Source organism: Micromonospora sp. NPDC049366, from assembly GCF_044466625.1.
Taxonomy (GTDB): Bacteria; Actinomycetota; Actinomycetes; order Mycobacteriales; family Micromonosporaceae; genus Micromonospora.
Genome location: NZ_JBITMV010000018.1, coordinates 1 through 15,661, shown reverse-complemented (window position 1 = coordinate 15,661; position 15,661 = coordinate 1). Strand labels below are relative to the sequence as shown.

General features: G+C 73.2%; 15 protein-coding genes. 4 read left to right on the top strand and 11 right to left on the bottom strand.

Going from position 1 to position 15,661, the window contains the following annotated elements; all coding sequences use genetic code 11:
- Positions 1-7: 7 nt before the first annotated feature.
- The 4 genes from ACIBTV_RS24050 to ACIBTV_RS24035 all read right to left on the bottom strand — a co-directional run bounded on the left by ACIBTV_RS24050 (position 8) and on the right by ACIBTV_RS24035 (position 3,436).
- Positions 8-601 carry an NTP transferase domain-containing protein gene (locus tag ACIBTV_RS24050; protein WP_396708479.1) on the bottom strand — a complete coding sequence of 198 codons (594 nt, stop codon included), beginning with the start codon at positions 599-601 and terminating at the stop codon, positions 8-10.
- A 170-nt stretch (positions 602-771) separates the two neighbouring features.
- Positions 772-1,614 carry a GNAT family N-acetyltransferase gene (locus ACIBTV_RS24045; RefSeq protein ID WP_396708477.1) on the bottom strand — a complete coding sequence of 281 codons (843 nt, stop codon included), beginning with the start codon at positions 1,612-1,614 and terminating at the stop codon, positions 772-774.
- Between the two features lie 61 nt (positions 1,615-1,675).
- Entirely contained in the window at positions 1,676-2,644 is a 969-nt protein-coding gene (locus tag ACIBTV_RS24040; RefSeq protein WP_396708278.1) for an RNA polymerase sigma factor, read from the bottom strand.
- Between the two features lie 48 nt (positions 2,645-2,692).
- Positions 2,693-3,436 (bottom strand): DUF1223 domain-containing protein, encoded by a 744-nt coding sequence (locus ACIBTV_RS24035; protein WP_396708276.1) that lies wholly within the window; start codon positions 3,434-3,436, stop codon positions 2,693-2,695.
- A 176-nt stretch (positions 3,437-3,612) separates the two neighbouring features.
- Between ACIBTV_RS24035 and ACIBTV_RS24030 the strand changes: the two genes are divergently transcribed.
- The 3 genes from ACIBTV_RS24030 to ACIBTV_RS24020 all read left to right on the top strand — a co-directional run bounded on the left by ACIBTV_RS24030 (position 3,613) and on the right by ACIBTV_RS24020 (position 6,553).
- Positions 3,613-4,563 carry an NADP-dependent oxidoreductase gene (locus ACIBTV_RS24030; protein WP_396708273.1) on the top strand — a complete coding sequence of 317 codons (951 nt, stop codon included), beginning with the start codon at positions 3,613-3,615 and terminating at the stop codon, positions 4,561-4,563.
- Positions 4,564-4,842: 279 nt separating this feature from the next.
- Entirely contained in the window at positions 4,843-5,538 is a 696-nt protein-coding gene (locus ACIBTV_RS24025; RefSeq protein WP_396708271.1) for a response regulator transcription factor, read from the top strand.
- Positions 5,531-6,553: a sensor histidine kinase gene (locus tag ACIBTV_RS24020; RefSeq protein WP_396708269.1), complete on the top strand. Its 1,023-nt coding sequence runs from the start codon at positions 5,531-5,533 to the stop codon at positions 6,551-6,553. Before ACIBTV_RS24025 ends, ACIBTV_RS24020 begins: the two co-directional genes overlap by 8 nt.
- Positions 6,554-6,583: 30 nt before the next feature.
- Here the strand turns inward: ACIBTV_RS24020 and ACIBTV_RS24015 are convergent, their stop codons facing one another.
- The 7 genes from ACIBTV_RS24015 to ACIBTV_RS23985 all read right to left on the bottom strand — a co-directional run bounded on the left by ACIBTV_RS24015 (position 6,584) and on the right by ACIBTV_RS23985 (position 14,259).
- Positions 6,584-7,141: a DM13 domain-containing protein gene (locus tag ACIBTV_RS24015; protein ID WP_396708267.1), complete on the bottom strand. Its 558-nt coding sequence runs from the start codon at positions 7,139-7,141 to the stop codon at positions 6,584-6,586.
- Positions 7,142-7,224: 83 nt separating this feature from the next.
- Complete coding sequence (locus ACIBTV_RS24010) at positions 7,225-8,907, bottom strand: bifunctional 3'-5' exonuclease/DNA polymerase (protein WP_396708265.1); 1,683 nt, start codon at positions 8,905-8,907, stop codon at positions 7,225-7,227.
- Between the two features lie 295 nt (positions 8,908-9,202).
- The gene (locus ACIBTV_RS24005; RefSeq protein ID WP_396708263.1) at positions 9,203-10,135 is read right to left on the bottom strand and encodes a carbohydrate ABC transporter permease; all 933 of its coding nucleotides are present in this window, start codon (positions 10,133-10,135) and stop codon (positions 9,203-9,205) included.
- A gap of 13 nt (positions 10,136-10,148) precedes the next feature.
- A complete protein-coding gene (locus tag ACIBTV_RS24000) occupies positions 10,149-11,060 on the bottom strand; it encodes a carbohydrate ABC transporter permease (RefSeq protein WP_396708261.1) in 912 nt (303 codons plus the stop codon).
- Positions 11,061-11,093: 33 nt separating this feature from the next.
- Complete coding sequence (gene ngcE / locus ACIBTV_RS23995; protein ID WP_396708259.1) at positions 11,094-12,524, bottom strand: N-acetylglucosamine/diacetylchitobiose ABC transporter substrate-binding protein; 1,431 nt, start codon at positions 12,522-12,524, stop codon at positions 11,094-11,096.
- 26 nt (positions 12,525-12,550) lie between these two features.
- Positions 12,551-13,300 carry a sugar isomerase domain-containing protein gene (locus ACIBTV_RS23990; RefSeq protein ID WP_396708257.1) on the bottom strand — a complete coding sequence of 250 codons (750 nt, stop codon included), beginning with the start codon at positions 13,298-13,300 and terminating at the stop codon, positions 12,551-12,553.
- Positions 13,297-14,259: a MurR/RpiR family transcriptional regulator gene (locus ACIBTV_RS23985; protein WP_396708255.1), complete on the bottom strand. Its 963-nt coding sequence runs from the start codon at positions 14,257-14,259 to the stop codon at positions 13,297-13,299. Before ACIBTV_RS23985 ends, ACIBTV_RS23990 begins: the two co-directional genes overlap by 4 nt.
- A gap of 192 nt (positions 14,260-14,451) precedes the next feature.
- Between ACIBTV_RS23985 and ACIBTV_RS23980 the strand changes: the two genes are divergently transcribed.
- Positions 14,452-15,441, top strand: a complete 990-nt coding sequence (locus tag ACIBTV_RS23980; protein WP_396708253.1) for an N-acetylglucosamine kinase — start codon at positions 14,452-14,454, stop codon at positions 15,439-15,441.
- Positions 15,442-15,661 lie beyond the last annotated feature (220 nt).

Genomic DNA, 15,661 nt, shown 5'->3' with positions numbered 1-15,661 from the left:
CCGCTGGTCAGACGCCGACGCGCTGCGGCGGGACGGTCAGCCCGTAGAGCGCCATCAGCTCCGGTGAGTCGATCCGGCTGCCGTCGGCCACCTGGTCGCAGGCGATGTCGACGATCTGGTCCTTGTGCGCCAGCAGGTACGGGCGCGCGCCGACGTCGGCGCTGGCGAGGGTCGCGATGCCGGCCCAGTGTCGGCGGCCGAAGAGCATCGGGTAGCCGCGCAGCCCGTCGTAGGTGGCGCAGACCAGCACGTCCGGGTACGGCAGGGCGGCGACCCGGCGCACGGCGGCGGCGGTCAGCCCGGGCATGTCCACCGGGACGACCACCACGGCCTCGATCGCCTCGTCGTCGAGGGCGGCCAGGCCGGCCCGGATGGAGGAGCCGACGCCGGTCCCCCACGCCCGGTTGACCACCACGGTCACCGCGGCCAGGTCGGCCGTCTCCCGCACCTGGTCGGCGGCGGCGCCGAGCACCACCACGATCCGGGCGCACCCCGCCTCGGTCAGCGTGTCGATCATCCGGTTGACCAGGGGCTTCTCCCCCTGGTGCAGCAGCGCCTCCGGACCACCGATCCGGCGGCCGCCGCCCGCGGCGATGATCATTCCTGCGATCCGGTTCAGCTGTGCCCCCTCCACCGTGGCACGAGCCGGCTGCGGCCCGTACCGACCTACGGACACTGCAACGAGCGCGGCCGACCACGGGTGGCGGGGCGAAAAGGAGAAATAGCGCAACCGTTATGCATCGGGCGAGACGGCCGCCGCTGTGCCGGTGCTCAGGCCACCAGATCCGCGTCGGCCCGCCAACGCCAGTTCTGCCGCGCGTACCGCACCCGCAGCCCGGCCCGCTCCAGATTGACCAGGGACTGGTTGACGGCACCCTCCGCCGGCTTCCCGGTCTCCGCGACCAGCCAGCGGCAACCCGCCGCCCGCGCCGCCTCGGCACGCGCCACGATCAGCGCCGACTGCGCCCCCAGCCGCCGGTGGCTGGGCAGCGTCGCACCGGCGTTGAGCGCGCCCACCGGGCCGTGCACGAACAGGTTGGCGGCGGCCACCAGGTCCGGCCCGTCCCAGACGCCGTACGGGTGGCACCGCGGATCGTCGACGCTGGCCGCCATCATCTCGGCGAGGCCGCCGGCGGTCGGCATGCCGAAGCCGCGCAGCACCACGTCCGCCCACTCCGCGGCGTCGCCCGCGCCGACCGGGCCGACCCGCAACCGGGTGCCGCCCCCGGGCCGGACCCGCCCGATCGGGGCCGCCAGCTTGACCCAGCGCGTCGTCGGCTCGATCCCGTACGCGGCGCGCACGTCGTCCCAGTCGGCGGGTAGGGCCGACGGCGCGATCTGCAGGACGGCCTCCCGGGTGCCCTCCGCCCGGTAGAACGCCACGACCCGGTCCACCAGTTCGCGGGTCACCGGCTCGGTGAAGCCGAACCCGAGCGCCTTGCTCCAGTAGTTGACCGGGTCGTGGCGCATCGACACGACCACACCTCCGCCGATCCGGGCGGCGGCGATGCCGAGCCGCTCGCGGGCGGCAGCAGGCGTACCCGTGAGGTACGCGTGCATGAACTCCGCCTCGGCCGCCTCGGTCAGCGCGTCGGTCAACTCCGTGTTCGTCATGGTCACGTCGACAGGACGCGATAGGCATGGGGAGGGTTCAGCGCCGACGCCGTGACCCCGGTCACGCCGCCAACTCGGCCGGCCGGGGCGGGCGGCGGGCGTGGAAGAGCCGGCACCGCTGCACCCGACCGTCCCGCACGTCGTGGATCCAGGCCGCCCCGGGCGGACAGTGGAACGGATCATCAGACGGGTTGACCAGCTCGATCTCCCAGACGCTGAGGTCCCGGCCCGCCACCACGTTGGTGAGGCGGTGGTACACCCCGGCCTCGATGTCGCCCGCCAACGCCCGCCGGATCCGGTCCCGCCCCACCGCCCGGGGCGCCCGCGGCCAGAACGACTCCACCGCCGGCGACCAGTACGCCTCGTCGACGGCGTCCCGCAACTGCCCGCGACGCGCGGCCGCCAGCATCTCCTCCGCCTGCCGCCGACGCGCGGCGGTCAGCGCCGCGGCGTCGTCGTGGACGGCGTCGGCCGTCGCCAGCACGGCCCGGGCCAGCCGGCCGCGGGCCTCGGCGAGCCGGCTACGCACCGTGCCGACCGGCACCCCGCAGGCGTCGGCGATGTCCTGGTAGGCGGTGACACCGGTGAAGTACCGCAGCACGAGCACCAGCCGCAGCGGCGGCGACAGCTGCTCCAACGCGTGCCAGATCCAGTCCCGCGCGGCGTGCCGGTCCACCAGCTCGGCCGGGTCCGGCTCCGCCGAGGGCAGCGCCGCCGCGACCGCCTCGTCGAGCGGCACCGGGACGCGCGCGCGGGCCCGCGTCCGGCAGGCGTTACGCACCACCGCCCGCAGCCACGGCCCGACCGCGTCCGGATCCCGCACGTCACCGACCCGGCGCAACGCCACCACCGTGGCGTCCTGCACCGCGTCCTCCGCGTCGGCGCCGTGACCGAGCAGGCTGATCGCGACCCCGAGCATGGCGGCCCGGTGCCGGGCGATCAGCAGCCCGAGGGCGCTGACGTCGCCGGTCTGAGCCGCCCGCACCAGCTCCGCATCGGTGGGACCGTCGACCCCGCAAGTGCCTGACACTCGACACAAACTACCTGGTCAGCACCCCGCCCAGCCACGCCGCGACGGTCAGCCGGCCAGGTCGACGGCCGCGGCCCCGACGACGGCCTTGTCCCGGTCGCTCTGCACGTAGCCGACCACCGAGGCCCGCCGCGGATCCAGGTCCGGCGGCACCGCCAGCTCGGCCCACCCGCGCTTGACGGCCAGACCGGTCGACGTGAACGCCCGCACCACGTTGTCCTGGCGCAGCGTCCGCCCGGCGTTCTCCCCCGCGGCGACGTCGCTCGCCAGGTCCCGTTCCACGACCGCCAGGTTGAGCGTCGCCGGCTCCGGCAGCCGCCCGGCCTGATACTCCACCCTTACCCGGCGTCCGCCGTCGGCGTCCCCGACCGACAACGCCAGCGGGGTGCCGGCGGGCCCGGTGAGGGCGGACGCGATCGCTTCCGCCGCCCGGCGACGGTCGGAGCCGATGAACTCCACCGCCCCGTTGACGACCATCTGCGGCGTGTACAACCGCCCGGAGCCGAACGCCCGCGCGTACGCCTCCTGTCGCGCCGAGTACGTTCCGTCGCCGAACGGGTCGGGCCAGCCCAGGTAGTCCCAGTAGTCGACGTGGAATCCGAGAGCGTAGACCGGCCGCCCGCGCGTGCGGGCGTCCCGCTCGATCTCGCTCAGCACCTCCTCGGCCGGTGGACAGCTCGAACAGCCCTGGGAGGTGAACAGCTCCACGACGGCGAACCCGCCCGTCGACGGGTCGTCCCCCGCCGGGGTGCGCGGGTCCGCGCCGATCGGACCAGTGCGTGGATCGGTCACCGCGCCTCCCCCGCGTCGGATCCGACTGCCGGACCTCCGATTCCCGTTCCCGCCCCGACCATGCCGCCGCGACGCGCCTGTCGACCCGATCGCCGCCGGCGCGGGGGGATAGCCGACGTCGGCGCGGGAATACGCCGCCGACGTCGACGGTGCGGGTCGGAAGGAGTGGTCCCCGGATGAGCACGATGCGGGCCGTGCGCGCCCACGCCAGGGGTGGGCCGGAACAGCTCTCGTACGAGCAGGCGCCGCGCCCCGAGCCCGGCCCCGGCGAGGTGCTGGTGGCGGTGAAGGCGGCCTCGATGACGCCGCACGAGCTGACCTGGCCGGCGACCTGGACCACCACCGTCGACGGGTCCGGGCCCGAGCGGATCCCGATCATCCCGTCGCACGAGTTCTCCGGCGTCGTCGAGGCCCTCGGGCGGGACGTGGCGAGCCCCGGCGTCGGCGAGGCGGTCTACGGGTTGATCCCGTTCGTCCGGGACGGGGCCGCCGCCGAGTACGTGACGATGCCCGCCGACATCGTGGCGGCCAAACCGGCCACCGTCGATCACGACGACACCGCGGCCATCCCGCTGGCCGCACTGACCGCCTGGCAGGCGCTGGTGACGCACGCCGGTCTGCGGGCCGGCCAGCGCGTGCTGGTGCAGGGCGGCGCCGGCGGTGTCGGGATCTACGTGGTGCAGTTGGCGGCGAGCCTCGGCGGCCGAGTGATCGCCACCGCGGCGGCCGGCGACCTGGAGTTCGTCAAGGAGCTGGGCGCCGAGCAGGTGATCGACTACACGGGCGAGCGGTTCGAGGACCACGTCCGCGACGTGGACATCGTCATCGACCTCGTCGGCGGATCGACGCAGTCGCGCTCCTGGTCGGTGCTGAAGCCGGGCGGGATCCTGGTCAGCGTCGCCGCCCCACCCGACCAGGAGGAGGCGGCCCGGCACGACGCACGCGCGGCGTACTTCATCGTCGAGCCCGACCGGGACGCGCTGCGGTCCATCGCCGAGCTCGTCGACGACGGACGGGTGCGGCCGGTGGTGGACCGCGTGCTCCCGCTCAGCGATACGCGCGCGGGCTACGAGGCGTTGGAGACCAGCAAACGCCGCGGCAAGGTCGTCGTCCACGTCGCTGCCTAGGGCGGCGCGGCCCGCTGGGGCGGGCCGGCCGCCGACCACGGCCGGTCCGCCCCCGTCAACACTCCTTCCGATCGGTCGATGACGATCAGCTCGCCGCCGTCGATGCCGTGTGCGAGTGCGGCGGCGGGTCCGTAAGGCCCTCGTAATCCGGGGCGCCGCCGCGCGTCCGTCGTAAGCACTTCGCAAGATTTCCAGCGTGTGGTCGCCGCCGTCGGCTGGCTACGCTGGCCCGATGGCGGCGAACACGGTCCACCGGGCCGGCGCGGACGGAGACCACCGGTGACGCACCGGGTGCTGGTGGTCGACGACGACCAGACCGTCAGCGATGTGGTCTGCCGCTACCTCGAGCACGCCGGCTACCAGGTGGAGCACGTGGGAGACGGCGCCGACGCCCTGACCGCGGTCGCTCGGCAGGCGCCACACCTGGTCGTGCTCGACCTGATGCTGCCCACCCTCAACGGGCTCCAGGTCTGCCGCGAGCTGCGGACCCGACCGGACAGCCTGCCGATCATCATGCTGACCGCCCTCGGTGACGAGGCCGACCGGATCCTCGGCCTGCAACTCGGCGCGGACGACTACCTGACCAAGCCGTTCTCGCCCCGGGAGCTGGTGCTCCGCGTGCAGTCGGTGCTGCGCCGGGCCGGCGGGGAGCCGACAGCCGGTCGACCGGAGATCCTGACCGACGACGGCCTGGTGGTGCTGACCGGCCCTCGCACGGCTCACCTGCACGGCACCGAGCTGACGTTGACCCTGCGGGAGTTCGACCTGCTCGTGCACTTCCTGCGTCACCCGTCCCAGGCGTTCACCCGCGCCGAGCTGCTGCGACAGGTCTGGGGATGGAACTTCGGCGATCAGTCCACGGTCACCGTTCACGTACGGCGGTTGCGCGAGAAGATCGAGGTCGACTCGGCGGCTCCCCGGCGGATCGCGACCGTCTGGGGCGTCGGCTACCGCTACGATCCCGCCGATGCGTGACCTCGCGCTGATCTTCCTGATCGCGCTCGGCGCCGCGCTCGTCGTCGGCACCGCCGGCGCGCTGCTGCTGCGCCTGCTGCGCCGCAGCTCGATCACCGTGCACCTGTGCGTCCTGCTGACCGTCACGGTGATCGCCGTCGTCGGCGGCGTGGCCGCCGTCGCGCAGGCGATGTTCCTGTCGCCGCACGACCTGCAGGTCGTCCTGATCACCGTCGCGGCGGCGGCGACGGTCAGCCTCGTCGTCGGCTGGCACTTCGGGCGACGACTGGCGGCCGCGGCCGTCTGGGCGGACCAGGCCCGGGCACGGGAGCGGCATCTCGAGAAGGGCCGGCGCGACCTCGTCGCCTGGGTCTCGCACGACCTGCGCACCCCGCTCGCCGGGCTGCGGGCGATGGCGGAAGCCCTGGAGGACGGGGTGGTCAGCGACCCGGCGACGACCCGGGAGTACCACCGGCGGATCCGGGTCGAGACGGACCGGATGACCAGCCTCGTCGACGATCTGTTCGAACTGTCCCGGATCAACGCCGGGGCGCTCGCCCTGTCCCTGACCGCGGTTCCGCTCCGCGAGGTCGTCTCGGACGTACTCTCCAGCACGGCGCCCCTGGCCGCCGCGCGACGGGTCCGGCTGGTCGCCGCCGAGACCGGGTGGCCCACCGTGTCGGCCAGCGAACCGGAACTGACCCGGGTGGTGGCCAACCTCCTGGTCAACGCCGTCTGCTACAGCCCGGAGGACGGCGTCGTCCGGATCGAGGCGGGCCGCGAACGCGACTGCGCCTGGCTGTCGGTGTCCGACACCTGCGGCGGCATCCCACCGGCGGACCTGCCCCGCCTGTTCGAAGTGGCGTTCCGCGGTGAGCCCGCCCGCACCCCCCGTTCGGCCAACGGAGGCACGGGCGCCTCCGGCGGGTTGGGACTGGCGATCGTGCGCGGGTTGGTCGAGGCGCACGGCGGTCGGGTGGAGGCGCACAACACCGCCGACGGGTGTCGCTTCGTCGTCCGGTTGGCGGCGGCCTGACCGTCCAGGGTTCCCTCGGGCGGCCCCGGCTCAGGTGGCCGTCAACTCCGCCGCGCCGAACGAGACCGCGAAGCGCCGGCACCAGATCGACACGCTGCGGAAGTCCGCCGGGACGAACGAGGGCGGTAGCTCGTACACCTGGTCGCCACGGTTGCCCTTGAGCCGCGCCACCTCCAACCACGCACCGTCGTCGAACACCCGCCAGCCCGCCGTACCCGCGACCACCGGCTGGTCGGTCAACCACACCCGCAGATCCGGTCCGTTCGACGTCTCGAGGCCACGCAGCACGAGCAGGTGCCGACCGTCCGACCGTCGGATGATCTCGGCACGCCCCGTCGTCGCGTGCTCGTGGGTGACGAACGCGCCGCCGGCGAGCACCTGGTCACGCGCCGGGGACGCGCCGGCCGTCGCGCCGGGGGCGCTCGGTGCCGGCGTGGCCGTCCCGGCCGCCACGGGCAGGGCGTCATCGACGTAGGTGTCCGTGACCAGCTTCCACGGCGCGAACCAGTAGAGGCCGAACGCCGCCACGAGGCCGAGAAGCGCCGCACCCGCCCAGGCGAGCGGAGATCGCAGGGTCCGCGTCAACATCGCTCGACTGTATGGGCACCGGCAGCCGTGGAGCCGGTCGTCGCACCTTGCGGAAGTCTTACGACGTCCCGGCACTCGACCCGTCAGGCCGCGTCGGCGTAACAGTCCACCACGGACAGATCGAGCGGGAACCGCACCGGGGTGTCGCCGAACAGCAGCGCCGACGCCCGCTCCCCGGAGCGGGTGACCGCGGCGGCCACCTCGTCGGCCTGCCCGGCCGGGGCGTGCACCACCACCTCGTCGTGCTGGAAGAACACCAGCTCGGCGTCGCTGCCGGCCAGCTCGCCGCGCAGCGTCGCGAGCAGGGTCGACGCCCACTCGGCCGCGGTCGCCTGGATGACGAAGTTGCGGGTGAACCGGCCACGCGACCGGGCCGCGCGCGCCCGCGGGCTCTGCGTGTCGAGCCCGCTGTCGGGGTCGGGCGCGCCGTCGCCCGGGTCACCGAAGCCGACGGTGCCGGGCGGGCACGTCCGCCCCAGCCAGGAGCGGACCAGTCCGCCCGCCTCCCCGGTGCGCGCCGCCGCCTCCACGTAGCCGAACGCGGTCGGGTAACTGCGCTTCAACACCGCCAGCGCCGGTACCGCCGCTCCCCCGGTCTGGCCGTACATCGCGCCGAGCAGCGCCACCTTCGCCCGGGCCCGGTCGCCGCCGAACGCGTCCTGCGCTAGGGCGGCGTAGAGGTCACCGGCCCCACCGGCGGCCGCGAACCGGGCGTCGCCGGAGACCGCGGCGAGCACCCGGGGCTCCAACTGGCCGGCGTCGGCGACCACCAGCCGCCAGCCCGGGTCGGCCACCACCGCCCGCCGGATGACCTTGGGAATCTGCAACGCCCCACCGCCACGGGTGGCCCAGCGACCGGAGACCACACCGCCGGGCACGTACTCCGGCTGGAAGCGGCCGGCGCGGACCCACTGGTCGCGCCACGCCCAGCCGTGCGCCGTCCAGATCCGGTAGAGCTCCTTGTATTCCAGCACCAGCGGCACCGCCGGATGGTCCACCCCACGCAGCACCCAGGCCCGGGTGTTGGGCACCTCCACCCCGGCCCGGGCGAACGCGCGCAGCAGCTCCGCCGGGGAGTCGGCGTGCAGGTGGCGTACGCCGAACGCGTCGGCGATCCGCGCCGCCAGCTCGGCCAGCCGACGCGGCGGCCCACCCACCGGGGACGGCTCGCCGAGCAGCTCGGCGAGGATCTGGTCGTGCACGTCGGCGCGCCACGGCAGCCCGGCGGCACCCATCTCCACGCCGATCAGCGCGCCGGCCGACTCGGCGGCCACCAGCAACCGGAACCGGCCGGGATGGGCGGTGTCGGCGATCCGGGCGAGCTGGTCGGCGTAGACCCGGGTCAGGGCCTCGATGCCGGGGCCCGGCGGACCGGAGGGCGTCTCGAAGAGCGCCTCCTGGCCGACGCCGGGCGGCGCGGGCGGGCGGGGCGGCGGGTCGGGGGGCACCGGCGCGCCGGTCAGTCGGGCCCACGCCGCGGCCAGCGAGCGGGCCTCACCCCAGCGGCCGGCGTGACCGAGCAGCAGCGCCTCGGTCAGCTCCACGTCATGGCACCGGTCGACCCGCACCCCGGCCCGCAGCAGCTCCGGGTAGAGCGTCGCGCCGGACGCCCACACCCAGCGTGGCCGCTCGGCGCGCTCCCGGGCGGCGACCGCGGCGGGCAGGTCGGCGACCGGCTCGGGCGGACCGGCGGGGTGCCCGGCCGCGTCGAGCGGCTGCAGCACGCCGCCGCTACCGCCCCCGCTCGCCACCACCGCCACCAGCACGGACGCGATTCTGCCTCGCCGCTACGACACTCTTGCGGCCCGCCCGGCGGCGGTGCCCACGCGGGTCGCGCCACGGCCACCGACCGTCGCCCGACGCGACGGCGGACCACCGACCGTCGGCTCGACCGGGCGGCACCGACCGCCACGCCGGCGGGCGCACAGACGCGGAGAGCGGCCATCCCCGTGGAATGGCCACTCTCCGCCTGGACGAGGCCGCACCCTCGGCCGCACCCGTGGGGCGGCCCCGTCACGCCACCGCACCGTCAGGTCGCGGCGTCGTCAGCTCACCGCGCCGTCACTTCACCGCGCCGGACGTCAGGCCGGACTGGATCTGCCGCTGGAAGATCGCGTACACGATGATCATCGGCAGGATGGAGAGCGTCAGCGCCGCGAACAGCGCGGCCCAGTCCGCCTCGTAACCGGCGGACGTCGAGATGCTCGCGATGCCCTGGGTCAGCACCCACTTCGAGTCGGCGCCCTCGCCCTGCATGAGGGCGACCGGCAGCAGGTACTGGTTCCACTGACCGATGATGTTGAAGATCGCGATGCTGACCAGACCGGGGCGGGCCATCGGCATCATGATCCGGAAGAACAGCCGGGTGTGCGACGCCCCGTCGATCATCGCCGCCTCGGCCACCGACTGCGGCAGCGTCTTGAAGAACGCGGCCAGGAAGAAGACGGTGAACGGCAGCGAGTACGCGATGTAGACCAGGATCAGACCGGTGTAGGTGTTGAGCAGCCCGAGGTTGTTGACCACCAGGAACAGCGGCACCAGGGCGAGGAACACCGGGAACGCCAGCCCCGAGACGAACAGGTAGTAGATCGCGCGGTTGCCCGGGAACGGGTAGCGCGCCAGCACGTACGCGGCCATCGCCCCGAACAGCATGGTGCCGGCGGTGCTCAGCGTCACCACGAAGACGCTGTTGAGGAAGTACCGGCCGACGTGCGCCTCGCTCCACGCCCGGGCGTAGCTGCTGAAGCTGAACGAGTCGGGCAGCGCGAACGGGTTGCCGAGGAAGATCTCGGTGTTGCTCTTGAACGAGGCGAGGATGGTCCAGAGCAGCGGCGCGATCACCAGGATCGCCCAGACCAGCAGGGCGATGTGCCCGAGACCGCTGAGCAGGCCGACCTCACGACGCCGGTCGAGGGACGCCTTGGCCTTCCGGCCGCCGGCCTCGGTGGCGCCGGCCGGGGCCACCGGTGCGCTCGGTGCGATTTCCGTGGACATCTCAGACCCCGCCTTACAGCTCGATCGTGTCACGCCGGCTGACGCGCAGGGTGAGCGCCGCGAACGTGATCGTCAGGAAGAACAGCGCGACGCCCATCGCCGAGGCGTAGCCGAACTGGGAGTAGCTGAACGCGTTGCGGTAGATCTCCATGCCCAACACGGTCGTGGCGCCGTCCGGGCCGCCCTGGTCGACCGAGAGCACCTGCACGATGGCGAACGCGTCGAACGCCGCGATGCCGAGGTAGACCCAGGCCACCTGGAGGGTGTCCCAGAGCAGCGGGAGGGTCACCTTGAAGAACATCGCCGCCCGGCCGGCCCCGTCGATGGTGGCGGCCTCGTAGATGTCCTTCGGCACCGACGCCATGCCCGCCGAGAAGAGCACCACGTAGAAGCCGACCGCCTGCCAGACCAGCACCCCGACGATCGACCAGAGCGCGATCTTCGGATTGGCCATGAACAGCACCGGGTCGAGCCCGACGAGGCCCAGCGCGCCGTTGAGCAGGCCGCTGTCGTCCGGCGCGTACACCCGGCTGAAGATGACGCCGACGATGACGACGGCCAGGACCTGAGGGAAGAAGAACACCACCCGGTAGAACCTCGACCCCCAGACCCCGGTCATCACGCCGCCCCGGCTCCCGCCGCCCACGTTCAGCATGAAGGCGAAGAAGAGCGCGATGGCGATGGTCAGCAGCGGCATGGCAAGCAGCAGGACACCGTGGTGCCGGACCGCCTTCCAGAACACGTCGTCGGAGAGCAGCCGCTCGAAGTTCTCCAGGCCGATGAACTTCGGGTTGGCGCTCACCCCCCGCCAGTTGGTCATGGCGAGATAGAACGCCTGGGCGTACGGCCCGATGACGAAGGTCACGTAGATCGCGACCGGCACCGTCAGGAAACCGACGATGAACGGGTACCTGCCATGCCGCATGCTTGTCGCCTCCGCTCGATTCCTACCGGCGACTCAGCGGGTGAACTTCTCGATGGACGAGTCGCTCTTCACCGCGTCGGCCGCCTTCTGCATCCGCTGGCAGAACTTGTCCGCCGTGCCACCGTTGAACATCAGCTCGTTGGTGGCGGCGCGGGCCTCGTCGTCGAGCTTCTTGTACCAGGTGTCGAAGCGGTACGCGAAGTAGTCGCTGCCGGCGGCCGACAGCATCGCGTTGCCGCTGGTGAGGCCGGGCGAGATCTCCAGGCCGTCGACCGCGCCCTTGACCACGGTGAGCACCTTGGTCAGCTCGGTGAAGCCCTTCGCGCCCTCCTTGGAGAGCATGTGCCGCAGGTACTCCATGCCGCCGCGCGGGTTCTTGCCCTTCGAGGCGACGAAGTACATCTCACCGGCCGCCGCGTAGATGGCGGTCTGCGGCAGCTTGTCCGAGGTGGTCACGCTGGGCACCGGCATGACGGCGTACTTGAAGCCGGGCGGGGTGTCCTTGGCCTGCTCGTTCTCCAGCCAGGAGCCGCTGGGGTAGAAGGCCACCTTGCCCTGGTTCTGCTGGAGCTGGACCTCGGTGTGCTTGAGGCCCAGGTGCGCCTTGTTGCCGTACTTGGCGCCGATCTCGGCCCACGCGGCGGCGGCCTGCTTGACCGGCTCCGCCGTCCAGGCGCCCGGCTCCAGGTTGTCGATGTTCTTCAGCACGTCCGGTCCGCCGATCTTGGCGGCGCTGGTCAGGATGACCAGGTACTGGTAGTACGAGGCGTTCGCGCCCGCGTACGAGTAGGGCGTGATGCCCGCCGCCTTGATCTTGTCGCAGAGCGCGGTGAACTCGGCCCAGGTCTTCGGCGCCGCCCAGCCGTTCTTCTCGAACAGCGCGCTGTCGTACCAGAGGCCGAAGACGGTGAAGGCGTAGTTCAGCACGTACGGCTTGCCGTTGAACGTGCCCTGCTCCACCGTGCCGGGGATGAGCGTGTCCCGCACCTTGCCCGAACCGTCCAGCGACGGCGCGTCGAACAGTTCGGTCAGGTCCTGCACCTGGCCGGCCTGCACCAGCGCGCCCTGGTCCATCAGCTTCGAACCGGCGTTGTTGACCATGTCCGGCGGGGTGTTGCTGGTGAACCGCGGCTGCAGGACGGTGGCGACCTCCTCCGTCTGGGAGAACTTCACCTCCGCCTTCGGGAACTTCTTCTTGTACGACGGGATGTGCACATCGGTGGCGTACTTGGTGCCCAGGCCGCCGTTGAAGATGACCACCTCCAGCGGCGCGTCCTCCTTGACGCCCAGCGGGTTGTCCGCGGTCTTCTCGCCGGCGGCCTGCTCCGTCGGCTCGTCGTCGCCACCGGCGACGCAGCCGCTCAGCAGACCCACGGCCGGGGTGGCCAGCAGACCCGCCGCGGCGGCGCGACGCAGTACGGTCCGACGGCTCAGCTCGACCGGGTTCTCGGGGGTAACGGACATCGTCGTCTCTCCTTGTGAGATTCGGGTCAGGCGGTCCGCCGGAGGCGCCCGGCGTACCGCGACTCGAGGGCGAGGTTGTGCTCGTCCCCGCCGGGGACGTTGGCGGAGAGGTAGATAGGGGGTACCTCTCCGGCCTGGTGGAACCGTCGTACGACCTCGGCGGTCAGCAGCTGCGCCAGCAGCGCGGTGGTGACCGAGGAGACCGCACAGACCGCGCCGCCGCCCTCGAGCGGCAGCAGTGCGTCGCCGTACGGCGCGCCGTTGTCCAACACGACGTCGGCGAGGTCGGCGAGCCGCCGCCCGGACGGGTGCCGGGGGGCGACCCGCGCGGTGTGCTCGACCGAGGTGACCGCGATCAACGGATGACCGCGCCCGGTGACCAGCATCGCCAGCTCGACGACCGAGCCGTTGATGCCGGACTGGGACGCCACCACGAACACGTCCCGCGGCTGCGGGGCCGCGAGCTCGTAGAGCTGGTGGGCGATGGTGGGGTCGCGCTCCAGCTTCGGGTCGGCGAGCACGTCGCGCGGCGCGTCGCCGTGCAGCACCAGGTCGTGCACCGAGAGCCGGTTGGTGGGGACCAGCCCGCCGGCCCGCGCGACCAGCTCGGCGGCGAACGCCTCCGAGTGGCCGGCGCCGAACGCCTGGAGCACCCCGCCCGCGCGCAGACTGGCGGTGATCAGGTCGGCCGCCCGGGTGATCCCGTCCGTCTGGGTGTCGACGAGCCGGTCGAGCACCGGGCGGACGGCGTCCGCGTACCCCTGGGCACTGATCACGAGACGGCTCCCTTCGCGGCCTTGTGTCCGTCGACGGCCTGGGCGGTACGCCGGAAGGCCGCGTGGGCGCGGTCGTGGGTGCGCTGCGCGACGGCGATGTAGAGCAGGTCGAGCACGACCAGCTGCGGGTGACGGGCGCTTAGCGCGTCCGGCCGGAAGGTCGTCGCCTGGCTGGCGGTGACGAGCACGATGTCGGCGAGCTCCGCCAGTGGGGAGCGGGGGAACCCGGTGAGCGCCACGGTGGTGGCGCCCCGGCTGCCCGCCTCGGCGAGCATCTCGATGGTCTCGCGGGTCTGCCCGGTGTGCGAGATGCCGAGGGCCACGTCGCCGGTGCGCAGCAGCGCCGCGCTGGCCAGCCCCTCGTGCACATCGTTCCAGGCCCAGGCGGCGACGCCGATGCGGTGCAGGCTGAACTGCATCTCCTCGCCGACCAGGGCACTGCCGCTGGCGCCGAAGATGTTCACCCGGTCGGCCCCGGCGATGGCCACCGCGGCCCGCTCCACCTCGGCGAGGTCGAGCAGCGCGGCCGTGTCGTGCATGGCCTGGGTGTCGGCGGCCATGATCTGGTCGAGCACCCGGCCGAGGGGGTCGCCCGGCTGGATCTCCCGGCCGATGTCCACGGTCCAGCCGGCGGAGCGGGCGCGGCCGGTCTCGGCGGCGATGGCGAGCCGCAGGTCCGCGTAGCCCTCGAACCCCATGGCGCGGCAGAAGCGGGTTACGGTGGCCGGTGAGGTGCCGCTGCGCTCGGCGAGCTCCACGATGGTCGATCGGGCGGCGGCCTCCGGGTCGGTCAGCACGTGCTCGGCGACCCGGCGCAGCGCCCCGGTCAACTCGTCGAGGCCGCTGCGGACCCGGGCGAGCACGCCCTCGGACGGCGCGCCGAGCGCGCCCCGACGGTCGAACGCGTCGGCGTCGACCACCGCGGTCCCCGCGGAGGTGTCCACCTCGTGATCAACCATGGGACGCCTTTCGGAAAAGACTGTTAACTGTTAGTGGTAAAAGTTCTTACTGCGGGCCCCTCCCTGTCAAGACCGTGGGCGAAGTTTTCAAACTGTTACCTGGCGCACCACCCGCCGGGCCGCCTCGACCTTGCCCCCGACCCGCGGGCCGACCAGCATGAACGCACGTCGCAAGCAGGGAGGCCGATGCGAATGTCCGGCACCGTCGTGATTGGTCTCGATGTCGGTGGTACGTCCACCAGGGCCGCCGCCGTCGACCTGGACGGCACCCGGCTGGGCACCGGTCGAGGCGGCGGCGGAAACCCCACCAGCCACGGCGCCGACGCGGCCGCCCGGGAACTGCTGACCGCCCTGCGCGGCGCGCTCACCGGCGTCGACCCCGCCCGCGTACGCGCCGGCACCATCGGGCTCGCCGGAGCCGGCCGCCTGCTCGCCGACCCCGCCGGCCGGGCAGCCTTCGACCGGGCCTGGCGCGACGCGGGCCTGCGCTGCCCGTACGCGGTGCACGGCGACGCCCTCGTCGCGTACGCCTCCGGGACCGCGTCGCCCGACGGCACCGTGCTCATCGCCGGCACCGGGGCCATCGCCGCCACCGTGCACGACCTGCGCCTCGACCGGATCGCCGACGGGCACGGCTGGCTGCTCGGCGACGCCGGCTCCGGTTTCTGGCTCGGCCGCGAGGCCGTCCGCCGACTCCTCGCCGACCTGGACTCCGGCCGCACCCCGGACGCGCTGGGCTGGCAGGTGCTCACCGACCTGCTCGGCACCGCCGACGTGGCGGCCCGGCCACGGGACACCGTCGACAGCACCGTCCAGGCGGTCACCCGGCGTCCGCCGATCGAACTGGCCCGGCTCGCCCCGCTCGTCGTCACCGCCGCGGTCGCCGGTCAACCCACGGCCACCGCGCTGATCGCCGAGGCCGCCGACCATCTCGTCGAGATCGTCCGCCGGATCCTGCCCGCCGACGCGGCGACACCGATCGTGCTCGGCGGCGGCCTGCTGACCGGCGCCACCCCGCTCGCCGCCGCGGTCCGCGAGGCCGCCGGCCGGCACTGGCCGCACGCGTTGCTCTGCTCCGCCGGCGACGGCGCGGCGGCGGCCGCCTGGCTCGCCGCCCGCGACCTGCCCGAAGTGGACGACCCGGAAGCCCTGCACCCCCTCTTCCTCGCCCCACCCCGCTGACCCCGTTGCCCCCGGCGCGCCCGCCAAGATCGCACTACAACCCGGATGTAGTGGCCTCCACAGCTCTCCGAGGCCCCTCCATCCCTGTTCCAGCGCGATCTCCCCCGGTCCCGCGCCGCCGTCACCCCGTTACCTTTTTGATCGTCCCCAGCCGGGGACCCTCGGTCGCCCGGCCTGGTATGACTTCCTGCCCCTGTCGTTCGGATGATCCGGGGGGTGT

Bases quoted from the DNA above. Each gene is read 5' to 3' on its own strand.
- ACIBTV_RS24050 (WP_396708479.1), bottom strand. From the start codon at position 601: ATGATCATCGCCGCGGGCGGCGGCCGCCGGATCGGTGGTCCGGAGGCG.
- ACIBTV_RS24045 (WP_396708477.1), bottom strand. From the start codon at position 1,614: ATGACGAACACGGAGTTGACCGACGCGCTGACCGAGGCGGCCGAGGCG.
- ACIBTV_RS24030 (WP_396708273.1), top strand. From the start codon at position 3,613: ATGAGCACGATGCGGGCCGTGCGCGCCCACGCCAGGGGTGGGCCGGAA.
- ACIBTV_RS24020 (WP_396708269.1), top strand. From the start codon at position 5,531: ATGCGTGACCTCGCGCTGATCTTCCTGATCGCGCTCGGCGCCGCGCTC.
- ACIBTV_RS24015 (WP_396708267.1), bottom strand. From the start codon at position 7,141: ATGTTGACGCGGACCCTGCGATCTCCGCTCGCCTGGGCGGGTGCGGCG.
- ACIBTV_RS24005 (WP_396708263.1), bottom strand. From the start codon at position 10,135: ATGTCCACGGAAATCGCACCGAGCGCACCGGTGGCCCCGGCCGGCGCC.
- ACIBTV_RS24000 (WP_396708261.1), bottom strand. From the start codon at position 11,060: ATGCGGCATGGCAGGTACCCGTTCATCGTCGGTTTCCTGACGGTGCCG.
- ngcE (WP_396708259.1), bottom strand. From the start codon at position 12,524: ATGTCCGTTACCCCCGAGAACCCGGTCGAGCTGAGCCGTCGGACCGTA.
- ACIBTV_RS23985 (WP_396708255.1), bottom strand. From the start codon at position 14,259: ATGGTTGATCACGAGGTGGACACCTCCGCGGGGACCGCGGTGGTCGAC.
- ACIBTV_RS23980 (WP_396708253.1), top strand. From the start codon at position 14,452: ATGTCCGGCACCGTCGTGATTGGTCTCGATGTCGGTGGTACGTCCACC.